General features: G+C 64.4%; 15 protein-coding genes and 1 tRNA gene. 10 read left to right on the forward strand and 6 right to left on the reverse strand.

What is annotated here, in order from left to right; translation table 11 throughout:
- The first annotated feature begins 358 nt into the window (after nucleotides 1–358).
- From AB0C34_RS09965 to AB0C34_RS09980, 4 genes are all read left to right on the forward strand, one after another.
- Nucleotides 359–532, forward strand: coding sequence for a helix-turn-helix domain-containing protein (locus tag AB0C34_RS09965; protein WP_357069448.1), 174 nt, complete (start codon nucleotides 359–361; stop codon nucleotides 530–532).
- 878 nt (nucleotides 533–1,410) lie between these two features.
- Entirely contained in the window at nucleotides 1,411–2,613 is a 1,203-nt protein-coding gene (locus AB0C34_RS09970; protein WP_357069450.1) for a protein kinase, read from the forward strand.
- A gap of 625 nt (nucleotides 2,614–3,238) precedes the next feature.
- Nucleotides 3,239–3,577 (forward strand): hypothetical protein, encoded by a 339-nt coding sequence (locus AB0C34_RS09975; RefSeq protein ID WP_357069452.1) that lies wholly within the window; start codon nucleotides 3,239–3,241, stop codon nucleotides 3,575–3,577.
- Between the two features lie 342 nt (nucleotides 3,578–3,919).
- Entirely contained in the window at nucleotides 3,920–4,606 is a 687-nt protein-coding gene (locus AB0C34_RS09980; RefSeq protein WP_357069454.1) for a site-specific integrase, read from the forward strand.
- Between the two features lie 59 nt (nucleotides 4,607–4,665).
- Here AB0C34_RS09980 and AB0C34_RS09985 read toward each other — a convergent pair.
- A tRNA-Gly gene (locus tag AB0C34_RS09985) sits at nucleotides 4,666–4,739 on the reverse strand.
- Between the two features lie 396 nt (nucleotides 4,740–5,135).
- Here AB0C34_RS09985 and AB0C34_RS09990 point away from each other — a divergent pair.
- On the forward strand, nucleotides 5,136–6,500 hold the full coding sequence (locus AB0C34_RS09990) for a flavin monoamine oxidase family protein (protein WP_357069455.1): 1,365 nt from the start codon (nucleotides 5,136–5,138) through the stop codon (nucleotides 6,498–6,500).
- A gap of 60 nt (nucleotides 6,501–6,560) precedes the next feature.
- On the opposite strand, the gene AB0C34_RS09995 is transcribed toward AB0C34_RS09990, so the two are convergent.
- Entirely contained in the window at nucleotides 6,561–7,232 is a 672-nt protein-coding gene (locus AB0C34_RS09995; protein ID WP_357069457.1) for a phosphatase PAP2 family protein, read from the reverse strand.
- A 265-nt stretch (nucleotides 7,233–7,497) separates the two neighbouring features.
- Between AB0C34_RS09995 and dcd the strand changes: the two genes are divergently transcribed.
- Nucleotides 7,498–8,097 carry a dCTP deaminase gene (gene dcd, locus AB0C34_RS10000; protein WP_357069459.1) on the forward strand — a complete coding sequence of 200 codons (600 nt, stop codon included), beginning with the start codon at nucleotides 7,498–7,500 and terminating at the stop codon, nucleotides 8,095–8,097.
- Between the two features lie 128 nt (nucleotides 8,098–8,225).
- Here dcd and AB0C34_RS10005 read toward each other — a convergent pair whose 3' ends face one another.
- The gene (locus AB0C34_RS10005; RefSeq protein ID WP_357069461.1) at nucleotides 8,226–8,675 is read right to left on the reverse strand and encodes a hypothetical protein; all 450 of its coding nucleotides are present in this window, start codon (nucleotides 8,673–8,675) and stop codon (nucleotides 8,226–8,228) included.
- Between the two features lie 237 nt (nucleotides 8,676–8,912).
- Between AB0C34_RS10005 and AB0C34_RS10010 the strand changes: the two genes are divergently transcribed.
- The 3 genes from AB0C34_RS10010 to AB0C34_RS10020 all read left to right on the forward strand — a co-directional run bounded on the left by AB0C34_RS10010 (nucleotide 8,913) and on the right by AB0C34_RS10020 (nucleotide 13,233).
- Entirely contained in the window at nucleotides 8,913–10,256 is a 1,344-nt protein-coding gene (locus AB0C34_RS10010; RefSeq protein WP_357069463.1) for an XRE family transcriptional regulator, read from the forward strand.
- Between the two features lie 85 nt (nucleotides 10,257–10,341).
- On the forward strand, nucleotides 10,342–11,598 hold the full coding sequence (locus AB0C34_RS10015) for a pyridoxal phosphate-dependent aminotransferase (RefSeq protein WP_357069465.1): 1,257 nt from the start codon (nucleotides 10,342–10,344) through the stop codon (nucleotides 11,596–11,598).
- 363 nt (nucleotides 11,599–11,961) lie between these two features.
- Nucleotides 11,962–13,233, forward strand: coding sequence for a YibE/F family protein (locus tag AB0C34_RS10020; RefSeq protein ID WP_357069467.1), 1,272 nt, complete (start codon nucleotides 11,962–11,964; stop codon nucleotides 13,231–13,233).
- A 55-nt stretch (nucleotides 13,234–13,288) separates the two neighbouring features.
- Here AB0C34_RS10020 and AB0C34_RS10025 read toward each other — a convergent pair whose 3' ends face one another.
- Together AB0C34_RS10025 and AB0C34_RS10030 are read right to left on the reverse strand one after the other, a co-directional pair.
- Nucleotides 13,289–14,557 carry an Hsp70 family protein gene (locus tag AB0C34_RS10025; protein WP_357070122.1) on the reverse strand — a complete coding sequence of 423 codons (1,269 nt, stop codon included), beginning with the start codon at nucleotides 14,555–14,557 and terminating at the stop codon, nucleotides 13,289–13,291.
- A 194-nt stretch (nucleotides 14,558–14,751) separates the two neighbouring features.
- Entirely contained in the window at nucleotides 14,752–16,074 is a 1,323-nt protein-coding gene (locus AB0C34_RS10030) for a UDP-glucose/GDP-mannose dehydrogenase family protein (RefSeq protein ID WP_357069468.1), read from the reverse strand.
- Nucleotides 16,075–16,219: 145 nt separating this feature from the next.
- Between AB0C34_RS10030 and AB0C34_RS10035 the strand changes: the two genes are divergently transcribed.
- A complete protein-coding gene (locus tag AB0C34_RS10035; RefSeq protein ID WP_357069470.1) occupies nucleotides 16,220–16,756 on the forward strand; it encodes a YdcF family protein in 537 nt (178 codons plus the stop codon).
- Here AB0C34_RS10035 and AB0C34_RS10040 read toward each other — a convergent pair.
- A complete protein-coding gene (locus AB0C34_RS10040; protein ID WP_357069472.1) occupies nucleotides 16,753–16,881 on the reverse strand; it encodes a hypothetical protein in 129 nt (42 codons plus the stop codon). The two genes, AB0C34_RS10035 and AB0C34_RS10040, sit on opposite strands and share 4 nt — an antisense overlap.
- Nucleotides 16,882–17,069: the final 188 nt, after the last annotated feature.

Here is a 17,069-nt window from a genome sequence, read left to right on the forward strand (position 1 = left end):
CGGTGTCCACACCTCGGCCCTGTAGCTCGTGCAGCCATGTCGTGTACGCGGCGTCGTGGCGTCCCCCGACAACCTGGTCATCGCGAATCCGAGCACGACCGCCAAAGTCGATGGGTATCGCGCTTTGCCGGTCGGTGTGGACCAAAACCCCCGCAGACCCCCGGGTCCCACCCGCGAGGTCATGCCAGGCTCTGCTGGTGTGAGATACGCCGGCGGTCAACGCACGCACTGCGCGTTCGGCGACCTCTTTCGCGGCAGCACCGACTGCAGTGCCGGCCGCCGGCCCGAACGGCTCGGTCATCCTTCCTTCCGCAAACCCCCGCCAACTCTACCGATCCTCAATGCTAAGGGGCCTGCTATGGCAAGAGTCATCGACCGCAAGCCCGCGCTCACCACCGAGCGAGCTGACCGGTCGCGGGCCCGCGCGGCCGGCGGTGAATCGAAAGCCGCCCTGGCCAAAGATTTCGGTGTAAGCCGCGAAACCGCATACAGCTACCTGCGGTCCGGCACCGACCGTGCGGTCACGGGCTGAGTCGGGCTCGCGTCCGGGTGCGGTAGGGATTCATCCCGACGGACACCTGCCCGCCTCCGAGCCGTTAGTTGTTGTGCCCTAAGCGGATTGGTTACACAGTCTTGGCGATCACTGGCATTGGCGGTGACTCTGAACAACACCTGCACGCCCTCTGGACTGGGGTGATGTGACCGATTCTGAAGAACTCCGAGTGAATGTGCGCAGGGTACGGCTTTGGGCACAGCACCTTCTCGGGTGTTGGTCCCAAAACAAAACCCGCCTGTTCAGGGCGGGTTTCTGATCGGAGCCGATGACGGGAATCGAACCCGCGCTGTCTGCTTGGGAAGCAACTACGGCACGGATTCAGGGGTACTCGGCAGGTTGATGGAGTCTCGTGTCTTGGTGGTTCGGTACATGTCTGTCCGGCTGCGTACGGGGGTGCTTGTGACACGGTGGTGACACCGGAGATGTCCGTGCCCTCTTCGTCTTCACGATGTCGGGTGGTACCGACCAGCCAGACGTGACGGTAGACCGCTGAATCGCTGTCGGCTGCTATTGGCGCGGACCAACTTGGCCCCCAGGTCGGTTGGGTTCTCAAAGATGCAGGTAGGCAGTCATTTTCGGTGGTTTGCCAGCTATCAGTGACCAGCGGGTTGTTTTAGATCGTTCACAACGTGTGGTCCCGTTCTGGTCCCGCTTCGCCACCTCGAAGAACGGGCCTCGGCTCAACACTGCCAGACACACCCATCTATGGCGGGGGTCCCCAACGCTATAGGTCTCAACGTCGAAGCTGAGCTCGGATTGCCACCCGGGGGCTGCGGTCACGACGTGGCTTGGTGCTTCGACCTGCGTCATGACGATCTCGCTTGGATACGGGCTGGCGATGACAAAATACAGACGTGACTACACCACCGGGGAGACGTCTTGAGCGGGTTCTTAAGCGCTACAACGATCTTTCAATCGATGCTGACTACCTCGAGTTGTACTTGAACCACCGAGATCCCGTCCAGAGCACGGATCAGTTGAAGCGCGCGTTCGCCTCGATTCACGGGCGACTCGACAGCGAGTTCGATTGGATGAACATGAAGGCACGCAACGGGGAGTCGGGGCACTTCAACGCAGAAAACAGTCGCAAACTGCTCGATTTGATTGACGAAGTGCGCGAGCTGAAAACCGCGTTGGAGAGGATGGGAAAGTCCCTCACCCTCGCGCCGGAGTATGAGCGGGTTCTGGAAGGTTCCAAGAGTTGGCTGATCCCGATCAACGGAAGTCCGATCCCCAAAGGCTTCACGCCGGTGTTAGTGGAAAAATACGACCCAGTGTTCGGGCTATCCGATACTGCGTTGGAGCTAGCCGACCACTCGAAGGTCGATCTCACCGTAGTGGGCGAAGGAGCCTACGCGATCGTCCACAAGTTTGTGGACCCGAACTACGACCTAACAATCGCCAGGAAGAAGCTGAAGCGCGGGGCGGACGAGCGGGACATCGAACGGTTCCGTCGTGAGTACAAAATCATGAAGGGTCTCGATTTCCCGTACATCCTCAAGGTCTACCGGTACAACGAGAAGGAGAACTCCTACACAATGGAGTTCTGCGAAAGCACGCTTGAGCAGTACATCAAGCGGCGAAATAACCAGCCCAACCTCAACTTCGACTTCCGTCGAAGGGTCGCACTCCAGTTCCTCTTCGGACTGAACTACCTACACAGGTATGGTATCTGCCATCGGGACCTGAGCATGAAGAATGTCCTGCTTCACGAGTATTCCAGCCGGGCGGTAACGGTCAAGCTCTCAGATTTCGGACTGGCGAAGCCAAGTAATTCCGACTTCACGAAAGCGGAGAGCGAGATCCGGGGCACGATTGTGGATCCCGCACTTGATACCTTTAAAGAGTTTGCGCCAGTTAACGACATCTACGTGGTCGGATTTATCTTGTCGTACATCTTCAAAGGCGTCCGACAACTCCTACCAGGCTCTGATTCGCTCGGCGAGATCATCCAGAAGTGCTCTCATTCAGACCCGACACAGCGGTACCAGACAGTGCTTGAGATCATCGCGGCGGTCGAAAAACTAGAGGTCAAGCCGGAAGGAACTCCGGCCTGACCATCGAGGTGCTCTAGAGGCGGATGGACCCAGTCGGCTCATTTCCGCACCATCGCGTAGTCACTTCACGGGGTCATTCTTCAACATCCGACTGGTACCATTGCGTCCGCTTTGGGAGCGGAGGGCCGCAGGTTCAAATCCTGTCACCCCGACAAATACTCGTATGTTCATGCCCTGGTCAGGGGTCATGCACCGATATTCGGGAACCGGCCGGATCATCGTAAAATCTCCCGATTTGACCGCTGATCTCCGGTACGTATTGCACGTTGGTTGCACGCATTTCGCGGATAGACGCCTATACGCCGCTTCTGCATGTCTGGAGACTGCTCTTCCCCCTGCTTCCTCATACATGCCATCCTGAACTGAGGGAGGTCGTGTCAAGGGCGATCTTCCCCTTGATTCGGCCGAGTGAGGTCAGACAATCGGGGCAGGAGGAGGCAGGGGGTTGCGCAACCAGCTAGGCTTCGCGCACGGGTCGTTGGGTTTCGTTCAGCAATTCATCTGTGCAGGTCAGCCGGTTGCGTGGTCGATAGAGGCCCGGACTCGGAGCTGCGATGGCGCCTCTCGTTCTGTCGGACATGGATCGGACCGTCGGCTGCATTTCGCTGGGGCCATAATCGACTGCATGGAAGTCGGTGAGGATGAATGGCCGAGACGGTCCGCAATCGAGAAGACGTGGCGGAGAGTTATTGCCGGTGAGTTAACCCGCGAGACCGTTCACGATTGGGCGGCGCGTTGGGTCGAAGACGCTGATGCCGACGGGCCGCGCGATGTGATGGTCATGAGCGGGTTGCAGTACCTGCACGGGCTGGATATGACCGCCAATCCGGCAGCGCCGAACATCGTGTCTCACGGCGGGTCCAATCCGTATGTGTTGTCCCAGATCGAGATGCAAGCGCGCCTGGAACATTGGTTGACGGCATGTAGCGAGAGCGAACCGCTTCCTCAGCCCCGCCGTGCCTGAGCTGGGAAGGTCGTGTTGAAGGTGACATGAGCCAGGCCCCACCTCTGATGCTGGCCGACCGCGTGGTGGGTTGCGGAAGAGCAAGTCGGGGACGGCTGGCGTCGTGCCCAGCACTGTTCGGTGAAACGAAAAGCGGCCAGAGTCGAACAGTCCGCGTGCTGCCACGTCGCCGAAGCGGATGCCAGAGCACGCAAAACTAGACCAAATGCGCGCCGGCGGCGATCGCGCTGCCGACGAGCTCGACGCGCTGCGGCGACCGCTGTTCAGGGAGCCGCGCTGCGCGTCGTAGCGCGGCGGCGGCGTAGCGCCGCCGGTGCGCCTTGACTAGCGATTGAGCGAAAGATGTTGTCACATAACGTAGCTCGCGCGATAAAGCCGAAGACGGGCAAGAAGCGCAAGCCGCTGACGTATACCCCGGCCGAAGTGTCACAGCTCCTGTCCAGCTTGGAAAGAGATCGGGACGGGCACGCCTGGTTTCTGGCGCTATGCGGGTTGCGGCGCGGCGAGATAGGCGGATTGCGGTGGAGTGGCGTCGATTTCGCGCAAAAGACACTCGTGGTGCATATCGGTCGCGCGTCGGCCGGCGGCAAGGCTGTGGAGGACGACCCCAAAACCGAAGCTTCCGTTCGGACACTTCCGATGGATGACGAGATGGTGGAAGTGCTCCGAAAGGCACGACGCCGGCAGGCTGCGGACAAACTCCAATTCGGCAATGCGTACCAGGACGGTGACTACGTCGTGTGCAAGGAAGACGGCACTCCGTATCACCCGGACACGTTGACTCGCCGATGGTCGGAGGCGCTCAGAAGGGCTGGCGTACGGCACATCCGACTACACGATGCCCGCCACACCTGCGGGACCACGATGCACCTGCGCAAGGTGCCGCTCGCGGTGATCGCTGCGTGGCTGGGTCATGCTGACGCAAGCATTACGGCGAAGATCTATACCCACTCCCAGGTGGAGGCGCTTCGAGAGGCTGCGAAGACTTTGGGCGAGGTTGTGACAACTCGTGACATTCAGGCTGGCTGACGCACAGAACAAAAATAGGCCCCAACCAGATAAACGCTGGTTGGGGCCTGTTTCCGTGGTGGAGCCGATGACGGGAATCGAACCCGCGCTGTCTGCTTGGGAAGCAGAAGTTCTGCCATTGAACTACATCGGCCTGCATCTAGACGCGTCCGCGACTCTATCAGACCAGCCGCCACGCCGGTCAACTCTCTGCCTCGATAGTCCGACGCGTTGGCGGCCGGCCCGGAGCTACGCGCATTCTCGTGCGACGGCACGGAGTCGACGCACGGCTCGCTGCAGTACGCGAGCTGATCCATCAGGGGTTCATCAGGGTGCCGATTTTTTTGGTGTGACCAGGCCGCGGTGTCTGTTCCGCGGCGAACGGGGCGAATCTGCCCGAGGCGGATCCCGGGTTTGCTATAAACTTGCTCTTCGACGGCTAGGCCTGTTCGAAGACGATTCTGCGCCCGTTTGTCTCGAGGGTGTGGAAACCAGAGCGCCCGGCTGCACGGCGGCTTGGCGCAGAACTTCAACACGAGGGCGGCTCGCCATGGCAGACGTCGAATATTGTGTTGTTGGTGCGGGATTCGCGGGGCTCACTGCCGCTTTGCGGCTGAAACAAGCGGGTCGATCGGTGGTGTTGCTGGAGGCGCGCGACCGAGTCGGCGGGCGAACGTTCACCGAGGTGCGCGCGGACGGGACATGGATCGATCGCGGTGGTGCCTGGATAGGGCCGGGGCAGGACCGGATCTATGCCTTGATGGACGAGTTCGGAGTGCCGAGCTATCAGCAGCACGTCGACGGCGCGGCCATGATGCTGGTCGACGGTAAGCAGTACCGCTACTCGGGGACAATCCCGTGGACGATGAGTCCCTGGGCTGCGATGAATCTCGGTGCGGCCATGCTCGAGCTAGGACATATGTGCAAGGCGATTCCGCTCGACGCCCCGTGGGAAGCGAAAGAGGCCGAGAAATGGGATCGGGTCAGCCTGGCGCAGTGGCTGCACAGCAACATCGCGTCCAAACCCGCCCATGAGCTGCTCGGTACCGCGATCGCCGGGTGCTACACCTCGGCGGCCTCGGAGGTGTCGATGCTCTTCGTTCTGTACCAGATGGCGTCGGGGGGTGGGCCGGGCTTCGTGCTGGGAGTCAAGGATGGCGCCCAGGATGCTCGGCCGGTCGGGGGCATGGGGGCCATCTACCGGCCGATGGCAACCGAGATCGGCGACTCGATCCACCTGTCGCAGCCCGTTCGGGACATCCAACAGGACGCCGACGGGGTGACGGTCCGGTCGGACGAATTGACGGTGCGCGCACGTCGGGCGATCGTGGCCGTTCCCCTGGCGATCGCAGGACAGATCCGGTACGAGCCGATGCTGCCGGTCGATCGGTCGTTCCTGCATCAGCGGATGCCGAGCGGCTCGATCTTCAAGATCGCCGTGCTGTACGACGAGCCGTTCTGGCGCGACGATGGGCTGTCGGGACAGTCGGCCGCTCCGGGATCTCCGGCGACCATCACCATCGATGCCGGCACGAACAGCGTCAGGCCCGGGGTCATGTGTGTCATTACCGAGGGGCCCATCGCGCGGCAGATCGGACAACTCGAGGAGGGCGAGCGGCGGAAACTCATACTCGGTGAACTCGTCGAGCGGTTCGGCGACAAGGCCCGCTCGCCGGTCGATTACATCGAGCAGAACTGGAGCGTCGAGCGCTATTCCGGTGGGGGGATGCTCAGTCACGCACCGACCGGTGTGCTCACCCAGTTCGGTCGTGCCCTGCGCGAACCTTGCGGCCGGATTCACTGGGCCGGGACCGAGAGTTCCGCTGTCATGTGTGGCTGGGTCGACGGAGCCATCCGCTCCGGTGAGCGGGCGGCGAGCGAAGTGATGGAACACGACACCGCGACCGTGGCCTGAGGGAACTGCGGCGACCGACTGCGAGTGGGTCACATCAGGTGGGGTATGTGACCCGAATCGCTACTCCGTGGTCGCGCCGGGGCGACGATTTTCCGCCGGCGGCTGGGGGAGGTGCCGATAGACGGTCAGACAGAAGATCAACCAGAGTGCGCCGATGCACCAGCCAGCGAGAACGTCGGTGGTCCAGTGAACGCCCAGGTAGATGCGGGAAAGTCCGACTGCGGCAACGAAAATCGTGGCGAGTGTCGCGGCGAGGGCACGCAGGGCGGGGCGACGAAGGCGCGGGATCAGGACCGCGGCGACAATGCCGACGACGACGAACGAGCCGAGGCTGTGCCCGGACGGATAGGCCTGGTTTGTCACGGACACGAGGTGATCCTCGACGGGCGGGCGGTCTCGGTCGATCAGTTTCTTGCCGCCGCGAACCAACAGCGTGGACCCGAGCCCGGCGACGGCGACAAGCGCCGCTTGGTTCCAGCGCCGGCCCACGGACAAGCCGAGGCACACCAGCGTGGCGAGCACCGTCATGGCGAGGCCGCCGCCGAGCGCGCTGACTGCTACCGCGGTGGGCGACAGTGCCCCGTTGCGGTGCGCGACGACCCAGTCCGAGATGTCACGGTCGATCCCGATGCGGCCGTTGTCACGGAGTACGCGGACCGTGAGGCCGATGGTGAACACCATGAGCAGCGCGGTGAACACTCCGATCGTGGTCCGAACCCGATGTGACGTCACCTCTCCACGGTCCCATTCCGGACGATGGCGGTGGGCCGAGGGTCTGCCGGCGGGTTGATCAGTGAGGTTCGCCGGTGGAATGGGTGCGCGATAGTCGGCGACGAAATCGGAATCGCGGTGCAGTCCCGGTGTCGGACCGCAATCCCGAACTGGACGTGTTCGGGCAAGCGATCCCACACGACTACGTCTGCAACCCCACCACACGGGCGGGCAGGCGATGTGGCCGGTAACGCAGCACGGTCGGGGCCGGGCTACGCTCGTCGGCGTGCTGCTTTCCGATCGCGACATCCGTGCGGAGATCGCCGCTGGGCGTCTCGGCATCGAGCCGCTCCTGGAAAACCTGATCCAGCCGTCGAGTATCGATGTGCGACTGGATCGGATGTTCCGGGTGTTCAACAACACCCGCTACACCCACATCGACCCTGCGCAGCGGCAGGACGAGCTGACCAGCCTGGTCGAGCCCGCCGAGGGGGAGCCGTTCGTGCTGCACCCTGGCGAGTTCGTGCTCGGCTCCACGCTCGAGGTATGCACGCTGCCGGGCGATCTGGCCGGTCGGCTGGAAGGAAAGTCGAGTTTGGGCAGGCTAGGTCTGCTCACCCACTCGACCGCGGGCTTCATCGATCCCGGCTTCAGCGGTCACATCACGCTGGAGTTGTCCAACGTGGCGAATCTGCCGATCACCCTCTGGCCCGGGATGAAAATCGGCCAACTCTGCCTGATCAAGTTGAGCAGCCCGGCCGAACACCCGTATGGCAGTGCGGTGGCAGGCTCGAAGTATCAGGGCCAGCGCGGACCGACCCCGTCGCGGTCCTACCTCAACTTCCCGCTTCCCTCCACCGCGATCGACGCCGCCGAATCGCGCTGAGTACTACCCTCGCCGAGGAAAGTGCTGCGCTCCGACTGCATAACGGCACCGAACCGAATCCGCCTCGTCGACATGTGAAGCGGGGCGGACCCGGCCCGGGCGGCAGCGGGAACTGATCGCGGAGGTGATCAGTCCCCGCGGCCCGCTCCTACCGCCAGCGCCGTGGTGAGAACGACGGAAAGCGGTGGGAGCGTGTCGCCCCGGCTCGGCGGGTTGACCCAGAAGCACCCTTCCCGGGTCCAACGGCTGAGACCGGTCGGCAACATCACGGCACTGCCGATCGCGGGTAGGCCGATATCCAAACGGTTGAGCACTTCCAGTACCTGCGGTCCCGGTCTGCTGTCCGGTTCGGCAAGGAAGCTCCACCTGATCTGCCTGGCCAACATGGGACCCCTCGTACCCTGTTGTGCCAGAGCGGCCTCGACCTTTTCCGCGCGCGCAGTCGGCAGGTGGACAACGCAGACGCGGTTGGTGACCGGCAGCATGGCGAAGCCGCCACGCTCGGTGACCGGTAACCCGAACTCGTGTCGGTAGAACGCCACCCATTCGTCCACGGTCCTGAGTTTCTCCACATTCACTGCGAACTCCTTGCCTCCCGTCTTTCGAGTGTCGCGGTCCGTCCCGGCGATTCGGTATTGCCCGCACGCCCGCCTTCCGCTGCCTTTCCGCTGCCTCTGCTGAGGACACCCAATTCGCCTGTGGCTCTGCTCACAAACCCCTCGTACCCTGAGATGAGTTGCTCGTGCGGAAGGGATGACATCGTGGTCAGGCAATGGTCAGGAAAAGAGGCCCGTGCCCTTCGCGATGCCAAGCGGATGAGCATCAGGGAGTTCGCGGCGCACTTGGGTGTGCACGAACGGCTGGTGTCCAAATGGGAGGCCGGGGGCGTCCGGGTCCATCCACGACCGATCAACCAAGCCGCGCTGGATACCTCACTGGCCAGGTCCGACGAAGTGGTGCGGGCGCGCTTCGCGGCAATGATCGATGAGCCGGTGGTCGATCGACCGGTCCCGGCGGGATTCGCTGCGCAAGCCGACGCCTCGGTGCGCATCCACTATTCGAGCGACGCGGACCTTTTGGCTCTCATTGACACGGGTGCGATGAGAGGTGCTGCGTTGGCGGCGATTTCGGAGAGGGATCTGATCATGGCGGCTGCTCACGAGGCCAGCGAACATGTCGGCAAAGCCGAGGGCACCAATGTGGGTGCGACGACGCTGGAACAACTCGACGCCGATGTCGCGCGGATCGCGAACGACTATGTGCACATCTCGCCGGTGCCGATGATGGTGGAGATGCTGCGGGTGCGGCGCCGGGTGTACCGGCTGCTGGAGGGGCAGCAGCGGCCCGCCGATACCTGCCATCTGTATCTACTCGCGGGCACCCTCTCGGGCTTGCTCGCGAACGCGAGTACCGATCTGGGCTATTACGACGCGGCGGGTGAGCAGGTCAGGGCGGCCTGGGCTTACGCGGAACTGTGCGGGCACAACGGCCTTCGGGCCTGGACCCGCGGCATGCACGCTCTGATCGAGTACTGGTCGCAGCGGCCGCGCCGGGCAGTTCTGCTCGCGCAGAGCGGGCAGGAGTTCGCCGAATCCGCGACGGCGAAGGTGCGGCTGCTCAATATCGAGGCACGGATCTGGTCCGCGCTGGGCAGCCCCGCCGATACCGACCGGTGTATCCGGGCCGCCGATGACGCACTCGGGGTCGCCACGACCGACACCCTGCACGACCAGGTGGGTGGCGTTTTCGGGTTCAACGATGCCAAAGCTCAGTACTACGCGGGCGCGACCTACATCCATCTCGGCCAGGCCGAGCCCGCACTCGCCGCCACCCAGCGGGCGATCGAGTTGTATTCGAAGGGGCCATCCGAGCAGCGCTCCTACGGCGCCGAGTCGCTGGCTCGGGTGGACTGCGCCGCCGCCCACCTGATCAACGGCAGCCTGGACGGCGCGGCCGAGGCACTGCATCCGGTGCTCGGGCTCGACGAGGACAAGCGCATTGCGCAACTCGAAGAGCGGCTGACCGGCGTGCGCAGGCGCATCGCCACGCCGGCCTTCCGTGACGCGCTGGAAGCGCGGTTCCTCGACGAACGGATCGAGGAGTTCTGCGGCTCCACCGCGGCGAAGGGGATCCCGCCGGCCGACCGGCTTGGTGAGTGACTCGTCACATCGCGCGCGGCGACGCCGCCGAAGACGGCTGATCGGACCTCGGATCGGCATTTATCCATTTGCGACGGATGGCACGATGGGACGGGTGAGCCCGAGTCATTTACCGCACCGCCCGCCGCGCGTTCTGGAGCAGTCCACAAAGCTGCAGAATGTCGTCTACGAGATCCGTGGACCGGTACACGCGCAGGCGGCACGGCTGGAGGCCGAAGGGCACCGCATCCTCAAGCTCAATATCGGCAACCCGGCTCCGTTCGGCTTCGAGGCGCCGGATGTGATCATGCGCGACATCATCGCCGCGCTCCCGTACGCCCAGGGCTACTCCGAATCGCAGGGCATTCTGTCGGCCCGCCGCGCGATCGTGACCCGCTACGAATTGGTGCCGGGTTTCCCCGAACTCGATGTGGACGACGTCTACCTCGGCAATGGGGTCTCCGAACTGATCACCATCACCATGCAGGCACTACTGGACAACGGCGACGAGGTCTTGCTGCCGGCGCCGGACTATCCGCTGTGGACCGCTATGACCAGTCTCGCGGGTGGTACCCCGGTGCATTACCTGTGTGACGAAGCCAACGGCTGGCAGCCGGATATCGCCGATATCGAATCGAAGATCACCGAGAAAACCAAGGCCCTGCTGGTGATCAACCCAAACAACCCGACCGGTGCGGTGTACTCCGCCGAGGTGCTACAGCAGTTGGCCGACGTCGCGCGCAAGCATCAGTTGTTGCTGCTCGCCGACGAGATCTACGACAAGATCCTCTACGACGACGCCAAGCACATCTCGCTGGCGACAGTCGCGCCCGACCTGTTGTGTCTCACCTTCAACGGGCTGTCCAAGGCCTACCGGGTCGCCGGGTACCGGTCGGGTTGGCTGGCGATCACCGGCCCGAAGGAGCGTGCCGCCGGTTTCCTGGAGGGGATCGACCTGCTCGCCTCGTCCAGATTATGCCCGAATGTTCCCGCGCAGCACGCGATTCAAGTGGCACTCGGCGGATATCAAAGCATCGAGGATCTGATCCTGCCCGGTGGCCGACTGCTCGAACAGCGGGATGTCGCCTGGGAGCGGCTGAATATGATCCCCGGAGTGTCCTGTGTGAAGCCGAAGGGCGCGCTCTACGCTTTCCCCCGGCTGGATCCGAACGTGCACGAGATCTACGACGACTCGAAACTCATCCTTGATCTGCTGCTGCAGGAGAAGATCCTGATGGTGCAGGGCACCGGCTTCAACTGGCCGAACCATGATCATCTGCGGATCGTGACGCTGCCCTGGGCGCGGGATCTGGCGGTCGCGATCGAGCGCTTCGGCAACTTCCTGTCCAGCTATCGGCAGTAGCGAGTAATCGGTCGTGAGCGAGAGAATCGCCCGCTTCCGGGTCTAAAACAAACTCCATGTATGGATATGGGCCAAGTTTGGAGACCAACTAGCGCAAAAGAAGTACTTTTGTGTACAGTAGTCCTCGGCACTTCGGTGCCTGCCGGATGGCCTACCCCCCTGGGCGCATCCGGCCTCGGGTTCGGCCGCCTACCCCCCTGGGCCGCCAGCCCGCGGGCGGCGGAGACATCCCCCTGCTCTCCGCCGCCCCCTCCCGAATCCCTGTTGTGCGACTTCGGCGGATAGTCGCGGCGCCACACCAATCTTGAAAATGAAATCCTTTAAGCTCGCTCCGGGCAGACACCTCTGACAAGTAGGAGCGCGGTGAGCGACCACCACCATCACCACGATCACTCGGAACCGATCGCGATTGGAGCGACCGCGGCTCGCGTGGTCATCGGGCTACTCACCGCAATCGGCATCCTCGTCGTGCTCGGCGCTGTCCTGCTGTGGCCGAGCAAACAGCACGTGGACATCCCCTTGCCCATGCAGAACGCGGGCGGGGGTGCGGTGCAGACCGAGGCGGGCACCGTGATCATGCAGGACGTCGGTCCGTGCGGCAGCACGTCGCTCGGCAAAGTGTTCGCCGGCAAGCCGGAGCCGCCGCGCAGTAACGCCTACACCTGTCAGCGCAGCTTGATCACCATCGATTCCGGGCCGCACAAGGGCAACCACACACTCTTCGAAATCGCACCGGGCCCAGGACAACCCGATCTGCGTGCGGGTGACCGAATCCGGCTGGTTCGGCAGGCCGATCCGACCGGGACGCCGCTGTACTCTTTCGAGGACTACGCGCGCGGGCTGCCGCTGACGCTGATCGTGGTGGCGTTCGTGGTCGTGATCATCGTGGTGGCGCGCTGGCGTGGTCTGCGCGCGCTGCTCGGTCTGGTATTCGCGTTCGCGGTACTGGTGCTGTTCATGCTGCCGGCCCTGCTGGACAGCAAACCCGCGATCCCGGTCGCGCTGGTCGCTGGTGCGTTGATCCTGTACGCGGTGCTGTATATGGCGCACGGGGTGAACCTACGAACCAGTTCGGCGCTGCTCGGTACGTTGACGTCGATGGTTCTCGCGGCCGGACTGTCCTGGCTCGCGATCGAGCTGACTCACCTGACCGGGCTCTCGGAAGAGCAGAACACCAATGTCGCGACCTACATCCAGCATGTCAGCATCACCGGACTGCTGCTGGCCGGTTTCATTATCGGGTCGCTCGGTGTGCTCAACGACGTCACGATCACCCAGGCGTCGGCCGCGTTCGAGTTGGCCGCCCTGGACAAGGCGGCCTCGCGGCGTGAAGTTTTCGCCGCCGCCATGCGAGTGGGGCGCGACCATATCGCCAGCACCGTGTACACCCTGGTGCTCGCTTACGCCGGTGGGGCACTGCCGCTGTTGTTGTTGTTCAGTGTGGCGGGACGGTCCATTCGTGACGTGTTGACCGGTGACGCGGTGGCGATCGAGATCGCGCGCTCCGCGGTCGGCGGTATCGCGCTCGCGCTGTCGGTCCCCTTGACCACCGGCATCGCCGTGCTACTCGCGCGTCCGTTCGGCAGCGCGGAGCCCACGCCACCACGCCGCCAGGCACGGCACGCACGAGTCTGAGTGTGTGGGTGCCCGGGGGAGTCGGCATGGGACCCGCACCGACCTGGGAAGTGTGTCAGTGCGGAGGTGGCGGCGGGAAGGGGAAGACTTCCGGCGGGAGCGTGGGGACCACGATCGGAGGAAGACCGGGCACCACAATCGTATTGGGGCCGGGTGTCGGCGGCGCTTCGCTCGTGGGCTGGCGCCGGTTCTGCGGCGGGGGTGCGGCCGCCGACTCGTGCGCCGATTCCGTCGTGGTCCCCGGCGCGACCGCGATCTGTGGATCGATGACGGTGGTGCGCGGCGCGGTGGTCGCGGACGCCGGCGGCGACCCCTCGCTACTGTGCGAATCGCGTTCCAGCACTTGCGGACCATAACCGAGCCCCAGGCCGATCGCGGCGATGACCGCGAGCGAGCTGACTGTCAGCACGGCGCCGCTGATCTCGCGTTTGCCACGCGCGGCCGGTGCGGATAACCAGGCGGGAGAAAGCTCGTCGTTGCTCGAGGGCTGACTCGCGGTGGGCGCGGCCGTTCGGATCGGCCGGGCCAAGAGCGCCGCGCCGCGGGCCATCACGGTCTCGGGGCTGTCCGGGACGACGACCGGCACGCCCATCCACCGTTCGAGAACCTTGGCGACCAGCGGGATCCGCGCGCAGCCGCCGATGGCGAGCACCCCGTGCACGGGGCGGTCCGAGCGCACGATCACGTCGCGGGCCATCCGAGCCGAGGACTCGATCGCCAGCATGATCAGTGACTCGAAGTTCTCCTGTGCCAGGAGTACCAAGCCCTGCTCGCTCGGCAGTGCTACTGCCGTGTTACTGGTCAGCTGCTCCTTGGCTTCCCGACACAGCGCGTCCAGCTCGGCGAGGCCCGCGGCGTTCGGCGGGTGGGCGATCCGGCCCGACGCGATCTGCTGCTCCCGGATCAGCGAATCGAGATAGTCGCCACTGATATCGCTGGTGCGTTCGCTATGGCGGACCTCACGGGTCTGGGTGTCGACCACGCTCACCGAGAGGCCCGAACTGCCGAGGTCATAGACCACCAGCGACGTGATGCCGCGAATATCGCCGGTGGACTGGGCGAACTCCAGTGCCGCGGCGATCTCCGGGACGAGTTCGTAGTTGGTCAACTGCTGGCGCGCCATTGCCGCGCGGATCGCGCGGGCGTGCTGTTCGCTGCGGTAAGCGATCGCGGTGGCGCCGATACCCGGCGTGGACTCCAGGACGACCCCGATGGCTTCAGCCGTCAGTTCTTCCACGCTCTGCTCGACAACCGGAATGGTCTGTACGTCGAATGAATGCGGTGCGACATGCCCGTGGGGGTTCCCGGCGTGTGGCCGCGCCATACGGACAGCGCCGGCCCCCACCGAAACTCCCAGTACCGAACTCATCAGGTGCCCATCTCGTTCACGCTTCACGACATGCGAGCCTGCGCCGTCCGTCGGCTGAGGCCCGCTGGACGGACCCTACCGTCGACGATCGGTGGTGCTCGAGGCGGGACTGGTCGTCTGTCCGATAGTCCTAGCCTCGTTCCGCAACTCTACGGTGTGCCGAGTCCCGAGTACACCCATCCGCCGGCTCGCCAGGTGGCACGATCGAGACAGTTCCGGCCGTCGATGATGCTGCGGGACCGCACTACTCGATCCAGGTCCGTCGGACGCAGTGCGGTGAACTCGTCCCACTCGGTGAGGACGAGCACCGCGTCGGCGCGTTCGCATGCCTCGGCGATCGAGGTCGCGTAGTTCAGGGTCGGAAACAGTCGGCGCGAATTCTCCAGTGCCTTCGGGTCATAGACGGTCACGACCGCGCCGTGCAGCTGGATCATGCCCGCCACGTTCAACGCGGGGGAGTCACGAACGTCGTCGGATTCCGGTTTGAACGCGGCGCCGAGCACCGCGACGTTGGCGCCGAGCAGCGAGCCGCCACAGGCGCGAGCGGCCATATCCACCACCTTGGTACGACGGCGCATGTTGATGTTGTCCACCTCGCGCAGGAAGGCTACGGCGTGGTCGGCGCCGAGTTCGCCGGAGCGAGCCATGAACGCACGGATGTCTTTCGGCAGGCAGCCGCCGCCGAATCCCAGGCCCGCGTTGAGGAATCGCCGGCCGATGCGCGCGTCATAGCCGAGTGCGTCGGCCAGCATGGTGACATCCGCGCCGCTTGCCTCGCAGACCTCCGACACTGCGTTGATGAACGAAATCTTGGTCGCCAGAAATGCGTTCGCGGAGACCTTGACCAGTTCTGCCGTAGCCAAATCGGTCAGCAGGAACGGGACCTCGGCGGCGATCAGATCGGCGTAGACCTCGCGGACCAACTCCTCGATCCATCCGGCGGCGTCGCGGTCACGATCGACACCGAGAACCAGCCGGTCCGGGCGCAGCGTGTCGTTGACAGCGAAGCCTTCGCGCAGGAACTCCGGGTTCCACGCCACTTCGACCTCGGTCGTGCTCAACGCGCGGGCGCGGGCGCCGAGCGTGACGGCCGTGCCCACCGGCACCGTCGACTTGCCGATGATCACCGCGGGCCGTTCCAGCATCGGGGCCAGGGTGTCCACCACGGCGTGCACGTACTTCAGGTCGGCGGCGTACTCGCCCTTCTTCTGCGGGGTGCCCACGCCGAGAAAGTGGACGTCCGCGTGGGCGGCCGCTTCGGCGTAGGAGGTGGTGAACCGCAACCTGCCCGCACCGAGGTTGCGGCGCAGCACGCTCTCCAAACCGGGTTCGTAGAACGGCGCCACCCCGTCGGACAGCTTCGCGACCTTGCCCGGGTCCACGTCGACCCCGATGACGTCATGCCCGAGTTCGGCCATGCATGCCGCGTGCGTGGCCCCGAGATACCCGGTTCCGAAGACTGTGCATCGCATGATCGATTGGTAAGCCCTGACAATGGCCACGCCGCATCAGCGAGGCAAGAGACCGGGCAACAGCAGATGTACATGCGGCGACACTGACAATCCGAAGGCGCTGAACTGGACAGATCGATTCAGCAGCCTGGCTACCATCGGCGTGGTGCGACGTCATCGCTGGGCCTGGCCGCTACTGGGCGCCGTCTTCGTGGTCGCCGTCGCGGTCGGTGCGCTGTGGCCGGTCTATGTGCGGCCGCACACCGACGCGCCTGCCCCAGCCGATGCCATCCTCGTCCTCGGCGGGGCGCACGACGGACGCGAACAACTCGGTCTCCGCCTGGCCCGCGCGGGGTACGCGCCGCGCGTGCTGTTCTCCGATCCGTATGCGGGCAGCGCGCTGGTGAATCGGATCTGCCATGGCGGCTACAGTTTCGAGGTCACCTGTTTCGATCCTTCGCCGCACACCACCCGTGGCGAGGGCCGCGAACTCGCCCGCTTCGCCCGCGCCAACCGGTGGCGGCGTGTCATCGTCATCACTTTCACCCCGCATATCTCCCGCGCCCGGTACATCCTCGAGAAGTGCTGGGACGGGCAACTTCTCTTCGTCGATCCCGAACCCCACCTCTCGATCCTGCGCTGGGGATACGACTACGTCTATCAATCGGCGGGGTATGTGAAGGCATTCTTCGAGGATTGTTAGTCGACGGTATGCGGCGCCGACCGCTGTTCGGGCAGCACCTCGTCATCGGGTGCGACCGCGGTCGCCGTCGAGGTGCACTCGTAGCGGACCATCGAGGACCGGGTCGCCGGCGATCTCACGGTCACCGGCTTGCAGGCCTACTTGCCGCAGCGCTGCTCGGCGCGCGGGGCAACGCCTGGGCGGCAATCGAGCCGACCATCGACGACGCGACCGCGGCAATCTGCGTCGAGCCTGTCGGGCGCATGCGCACAGTACTGGCCGACACCCTCGAATAGGTCGAACGGCGGCAGCAGTTCGGTCGGCCGGTCGGTCG

The sequence above is a fragment of the Nocardia sp. NPDC049220 genome (assembly GCF_040647855.1).
Classification (GTDB): Bacteria; Actinomycetota; Actinomycetes; order Mycobacteriales; family Mycobacteriaceae; genus Nocardia.

Bases quoted from the DNA above. Each gene is read 5' to 3' on its own strand.
- AB0C34_RS09965 (WP_357069448.1), top strand. From the start codon at position 359: ATGGCAAGAGTCATCGACCGCAAGCCCGCGCTCACCACCGAGCGAGCT.
- AB0C34_RS09975 (WP_357069452.1), top strand. From the start codon at position 3,239: ATGGAAGTCGGTGAGGATGAATGGCCGAGACGGTCCGCAATCGAGAAG.
- AB0C34_RS09980 (WP_357069454.1), top strand. From the start codon at position 3,920: ATGTTGTCACATAACGTAGCTCGCGCGATAAAGCCGAAGACGGGCAAG.
- AB0C34_RS09990 (WP_357069455.1), top strand. From the start codon at position 5,136: ATGGCAGACGTCGAATATTGTGTTGTTGGTGCGGGATTCGCGGGGCTC.
- AB0C34_RS10010 (WP_357069463.1), top strand. From the start codon at position 8,913: ATGAGCATCAGGGAGTTCGCGGCGCACTTGGGTGTGCACGAACGGCTG.
- AB0C34_RS10015 (WP_357069465.1), top strand. From the start codon at position 10,342: ATGGGACGGGTGAGCCCGAGTCATTTACCGCACCGCCCGCCGCGCGTT.
- AB0C34_RS10025 (WP_357070122.1), bottom strand. From the start codon at position 14,557: ATGGCGCGGCCACACGCCGGGAACCCCCACGGGCATGTCGCACCGCAT.
- AB0C34_RS10030 (WP_357069468.1), bottom strand. From the start codon at position 16,074: ATGCGATGCACAGTCTTCGGAACCGGGTATCTCGGGGCCACGCACGCG.